Source organism: Butyrivibrio sp. (assembly GCF_017940685.1).
In the GTDB taxonomy this organism is placed as follows: Bacteria; Bacillota; Clostridia; order Lachnospirales; family Lachnospiraceae; genus Butyrivibrio.
The window spans coordinates 1-5,879 of record NZ_JAGAYD010000139.1; the positions used below are offsets into that span (position 1 = coordinate 1).

Annotated in this window: 6 protein-coding genes; 5 read left to right on the top strand and 1 reads right to left on the bottom strand. The window is 42.2% G+C overall.

Annotated features, from left to right (window positions below):
• Window positions 1–913, top strand: a 913-nt coding sequence (locus J6I68_RS08920) for a lactonase family protein (protein WP_292219771.1), incomplete at its 5' end; no start/stop codon positions are given.
• Here the strand turns inward: J6I68_RS08920 and aroC are convergent.
• Window positions 910–2,013 (bottom strand): chorismate synthase, encoded by a 1,104-nt coding sequence (gene aroC / locus J6I68_RS08925; protein ID WP_292219773.1) that lies wholly within the window; start codon window positions 2,011–2,013, stop codon window positions 910–912. The two genes, J6I68_RS08920 and aroC, sit on opposite strands and share 4 nt — an antisense overlap.
• A gap of 159 nt (window positions 2,014–2,172) precedes the next feature.
• Between aroC and J6I68_RS08930 the strand changes: the two genes are divergently transcribed.
• The 4 genes from J6I68_RS08930 to leuB all read left to right on the top strand — a co-directional run.
• The gene (locus J6I68_RS08930; RefSeq protein WP_292219775.1) at window positions 2,173–3,297 is read left to right on the top strand and encodes a M15 family metallopeptidase; all 1,125 of its coding nucleotides are present in this window, start codon (window positions 2,173–2,175) and stop codon (window positions 3,295–3,297) included.
• A gap of 22 nt (window positions 3,298–3,319) precedes the next feature.
• Complete coding sequence (tgt, locus tag J6I68_RS08935) at window positions 3,320–4,501, top strand: tRNA guanosine(34) transglycosylase Tgt (protein WP_292219776.1); 1,182 nt, start codon at window positions 3,320–3,322, stop codon at window positions 4,499–4,501.
• 100 nt (window positions 4,502–4,601) lie between these two features.
• Window positions 4,602–4,955, top strand: coding sequence for a preprotein translocase subunit YajC (gene yajC, locus J6I68_RS08940; protein ID WP_292219778.1), 354 nt, complete (start codon window positions 4,602–4,604; stop codon window positions 4,953–4,955).
• A 73-nt stretch (window positions 4,956–5,028) separates the two neighbouring features.
• Window positions 5,029–5,879 (top strand): 3-isopropylmalate dehydrogenase (gene leuB / locus J6I68_RS08945; protein WP_292219780.1); only part of this gene is annotated, 851 nt, incomplete at its 3' end.

Genomic DNA, 5,879 nt, shown 5'->3' on the forward strand with positions numbered 1-5,879 from the left:
ATCACACAGTGGAAAAACTCTTTACTCAATTACAGATGATGGAGTTGAGTCATATAAGATCCTTAAGGACGGAAGCCTTGAGTTCTTAAATGAGGCTTCTATAAACGGAATGAGAGGCTGTTATTTAAATGAGACTCAGAACGACAAGTATCTTGTGACTGCAGGATATCATGATGGCAAAGTTACAATACTTAAGCTCAACGAGGACGGAAGCATCGGCGAGATAACAGACGAGAGATACCACAAGGGTCTCGGAACGGCTGCTGGACGTAATCACGTTCCACACGTGCAGTGCATCAAGGTTTCAAAGGACAACAAGTACCTTCTTGCAGCAGATCTTGGAATGGACAGGATCAATATTTATGCTCTTGATATGGAGACAGGTAAGATCAAGGATGCTGATGTGATCCACTGTGATCAGGAATCATCTCCAAGACACATGCAGTTTTCCAAGGAAGGCAAGTTCCTCTATGTATGTCTTGAGCAGAAATGTGCAATAGATGTGTATGAGTATCATGAGGATGACAATGGTATGCCTGAGTTTAACAAGATCCAGGAGGTCAGCAACTCAGAGGAGTCTGACTCTATTGGTGTTGCCTGCAGCGCACTTTCATTCTCAGAGGATTACAACTACCTTGTGAGCTCCACAGCAGGAGAGAACAATGCCATCGTGTTCAAGGTTGATAAGCAGACAGGTCTTTTAACCAAAAAGATCCAGCTGCCTGTAGCGGGAGAGTATCCTAAGGATGTTGCTCTTTTCCCTGACAACAAGCACCTGGTATCTTTAAACCATGAATCTGATTCGCTTACTTTCTTTACGGTGGATATGGACGCCGGAACCATGGTAATGAATGGGCCTGAACTTCCAATATCCAGACCCAATTGCATCGTATTCCATAAGCTTGAGGCTTAAGACTTTTTATAAAAAGAGATTATGCTGTCGGCCCTTGAAGATATATTGGATATCATCAGATCAAGGAGCGTAATAGCACACATGGATTCAACAACTACAACGGCTCTTGGCACAACTACAGGGTCGTGACGGCCTTTAATATTTATTGTAATGTTTTCCCCATCCTGATTTATTGTCTCCTGAGTGGAGGCAATGCTCGGGGTGGGTTTTATATATGCTCTTAAAATGATTTCGCTGCCATCTGACATTCCACCCAGGATACCGCCGCTGTGGTTTGTCTTTTTGGTTATTTTTGAACCTACGGCTTCAAAAGCGTCGTTGTTTTCTGAGCCGTAGTAGCGAGAAACCTGGCATCCGTCGCCGATTTCGATTGCTTTTACAGCACCGATACTCATGACTGCCTGAGAGAGCCTTGCATCGAGCTTGTCAAATACTGGTTCACCTATACCTGCAGGAACGCCTTTTATTCTGCATTCAATGACTCCGCCAAGGGAGTCGTTTTTTTCACGGCTCTTTTGGATAAGTTCCATGGCTTTTTTGTCCGCTTCTATATCTGGCATAGCAGTGGGAGTGGTAAGTCTTGCAGCATAGTCTGTATTACCAGGATCAATCTCTATATCGCCGATAGACTTAGTGTAGGCAATGACCTCTATGCCCATTTTGCCAAGAAGCTTGGAACATATAGCACCAGCTGCCACTCGGCCAATGGTTTCTCTGCCAGAACTCCTTCCACCGCCTCTGTAATCTCTAAAACCATACTTCATGTCAAAACCATAGTCAGCGTGACCTGGTCTGTAGTAGGATGCTATTTCCTTATAATCTGAGGATTTCTGGGATGTATTTTTAACCATCATGGAAATAGGAGTTCCAGTTGTCCTTCCATCAAAAACTCCAGAAAGGATCTCTACAAGATCATCTTCCTTACGGGATGTGGTTGCGCCTGAAGTGCCAGGCTTTCTTCTATCTAAAAATTTCTGGATGTCTTCCTCGGTAAGCTCAAGTCCTGCCGGGAAACCGTCTATCACACATCCAAGTGCCTTGCCATGGGATTCTCCCCAGGTAGATACTGTTATATTCTTGCCAAATACTGATCCTGCCATATTACTCCCTTCCTAAATAGCCTGATAATCTTACTTTTTGAATTGTAATATTATTTCCGAAAAAAAATAAGTAGTGAATTTTTTGTGAAAACGTACTATAATACAGTAGTATTATTGTAACTAGAGTTCTGGATATCAGAAATAGAGGGGATTTTTGATATGAATGCCAGTAACCTACAGAAGAAACTTACCTTTAAAAGCAAGGTGATTTCTCAAGTAGAAAAATTCAATAGAAAGCATAAGGCTTTGTCTTTTCTTGGACTTGCTTATGCTGTTTTAGCAATAACAACATATAATTTCTTGTTTTATTTTTATAGAAATGGCAAGAGATTTACTGCGCTTGCGTGTATTTTGTTGTTCTTTGTATCAAGCAGCAGCTTTTCCTATCCCGCAATGTCACTTAATATCAGCTTTGCTTCTGATAGCAGCGGTGAAAGTGATGAGGTTTTGGGAACTTCAAGAGCTCTTTCAGATGAGACAGTAGCTGAATCAGATGCTGAGCTTGTAGCTGAGACAGTTGTTGATTCTTCTGTTATCGAACAGGAGAGCACAGACGTCAATCCAGATGTAGCTGAAATTGACAATATGGTTTCTCTTAATGAGATCCTTGAGTCTACAGAGCAGATCGATCCTGAGGCCCTTGCGGCTTACGGATATGTTTCCGATGCTGAGGAAAAAGAAGAGGAAACTGAAGTTCAGGAAGAGTCCTTTAGCAGCGACGACTGGAAGATAGTTCTTGTAAACAAGCAGCACCCGATTCCTGAGGATTATTCCTTTGAGCTTGGAACCATTAGCGGAAGCATGAGATGCGATGAGAGGATCATCACACCACTTCTTGACATGCTTAAGGGAGCGAGAACTGACGGAGTTAATCTTATCGTATGTTCGCCATACAGAGATCTTGACAGGCAGACAATGCTTTTCTCAAATAAGGTAGGCAGATACATGGACGGCGGTTTGTCTTACATGGATGCTTACAATCTGGCTTCACAGGCAGTAACTGTTCCTGGATCATCTGAGCACCAGATAGGTCTTGCAGTTGATATTATCACAGATGGATACTCATCACTTGATGAGGGATTTGGAGATACAGCAGCTGGTAAGTGGCTTGCAGCTAACAGCAGCAAGTACGGATTTATTCTTCGCTATCCTGATGGAAAAGAAAACATCACCAGTATCGAGTATGAGCCATGGCACTTTAGATATGTGGGCGTAGATGCAGCTACGGTCATAACAGATAATGATCTGTGCCTTGAAGAATTCTGGAATATTTACGTAGATTAAAGAGAAACGGATTTAGATTTTTATGTACAAGATTTTAAAAAAGGACGGCTCTGCCAAGAGAGCAGAATTTACCACTGTTCATGGCAAGATCCAGACTCCTGTCTTTATGAATGTTGCAACTGTTGCAGCTATTAAGGGCGGAGTATCAACTGAGGATCTGGAGGGTATTGATACACAGGTCGTTCTTTCCAATACTTATCATTTACACTTAAGACCAGGAGACGATCTTATCTATAGAATGGGTGGACTTCACAAGTTTATGAGCTGTAACAAGCCCATTCTTACAGATTCAGGCGGATTCCAGGTCTTTTCTCTTGCTAAGACAAGAAAGATCAAAGAAGAAGGCGTTTATTTTCATTCCCATATAGATGGCCACAAGCTCTTTATGGGGCCTGAAGAGAGTATGAGGATACAGTCCCATCTTGGCTCCACAATAGCCATGGCCTTTGATGAGTGCCCATCAGCCAAAGCTGACCATGATTACGTACAGATGTCGGTTGACAGGACCACCAGATGGCTAAAAAGATGCAAGGCTGAAATGCAAAGAATGAACAGCCTTCCGTATACGGTCAATCCCCATCAGATGCTCTTTGGTATCAATCAGGGTGCAATTTTTGATGATATCAGGATAGAGCATGCCAAGGTTATAAGTGACCTTGATCTTGACGGGTATGCAGTTGGAGGTCTTGCAGTAGGCGAATCTCATGAGGAGATGTATCACGTACTAGAGACTGTTGTTCCATATCTTCCACAGGATAAGCCGACATACCTTATGGGTGTTGGAACTCCTGCAAATATTCTGGAAGCAGTTGAGAGGGGAGTTGACTTTTTTGACTGCGTATATCCAAGCAGAAATGGAAGACATGGCCATCTTTATACAAACAGAGGCCACATCAATATCATGAATGCAAGGTATGAGCTTGATGATACGCCTATTGAAGAGGGGTGCCAGTGCCCGGCCTGCAGGAGATATTCAAAGGCTTATATAAGACATCTTTTAAAAGCTGGAGAAATGCTTGGAATGAGACTCTGCGTTCTTCACAACCTGTATTTCTATAATCACATGATGACAGAAATAAGAGATGCCATCGAAAAAGGAGAGTATTCTACATACAAGAAAAACAAGCTCTTTGGCATGATGGAATTTGATGGGGAAAGTACTGGAGACTATCAGGGCATAGATAAAAACTGGAGAAAAGGTTAAATTTGTCATCATCAGCCATTAAGATTGCACACTTGAATTTAGTTCCTGCATCTTGTATTATGAATTGGTGTATATAATTATTTAAGGTATGGAGGAAGTTATGGGTTTACTTTTAACATCTGAGGCAACTGCCAGTACACAGAGTATTGTTTCTATGGTAGTTGTTTATGCTGCAGTAATCGCAGTTTTCTATTTTCTTTTTATGAGACCACAGCGTAAGGAGCAGAAGCAGAAGGCTCAGGTTCTTGCAGCACTTGCAGTTGGTGACAGTGTGCGTACAACAGGTGGGTTCATTGGAACAGTTATCGATATCAATGACGACATGGTTATCGTTGAGTTTGGTAACAACAAGAATTGCCGTATACCTATGGTAAAAGAGGCAATTGTTGAGGTTGAGAAGCCTGAAGATGCAGTAGCAACTGCTAATGATACTTCTGATTCTAAAAAGAAGTAATATTTTTCGTGTCTATTAAAGCCTGATTGGCACTTGCCAATCGGGCTTATTTTCAAATATGGAGGAGAGAGGTATGAAGCTTAATATTACTTGTATTCCTGGTGATGGAATTGGCCCTGAGATTGTTGCTGAGGCTAAAAAGGTCCTTGGAAGAGTGTGCGAAGTCTATGGACATGAACTTATTACCAGAGATGTTCTTATGGGCGGCTGCTCAATTGATGCCTATGGCGTTCCTCTTACAGAGGAAACTATAGAGGCGGCAAAGAGCGCAGACGCTGTTCTTATGGGATCTATAGGTGGAAACACATCCACATCTCCCTGGTACAAATTAGAACCATCAAAAAGACCTGAAGCTGGACTTTTAGGTATAAGAAAGGCACTTAATCTTTTTGCTAATCTCCGCCCTGCTTATCTTTATCCTGAGCTTATGAAGGCCTGCCCGTTAAAGGAAGAATCAGCGAAAAAAGGCTTTGATATGCTCATTATGAGGGAGCTTACTGGTGGTCTGTATTTTGGAGAACGCTTTACAAAAGAAGTTGATGGTGAACTTACAGCAACAGATACTCTTGTATATAAAGAGAGCGAAATAAGACGAATTGCCATAAAAGCCTTTGAGGTTGCCAGAAAGCGCAGAAAGAGTGTTATCAGCGTTGATAAAGCTAACGTACTTGATTCCTCAAGACTGTGGCGCAAGGTAGTAGAAGAGGTTGCTAAGGATTATCCTGACGTTACACTAGAGCACATGCTGGTTGACAACTGCGCAATGCAGCTTGTAAGGGATCCTTCACAGTTTGATGTGGTACTTACTGAGAACATGTTTGGTGATATTCTTTCTGATGAAGCCAGCATGATAACAGGTTCCATTGGAATGCTTCCCAGTGCTTCACTTAATGACACAAGCTTTGGACTTTATGAGCCAAGCCA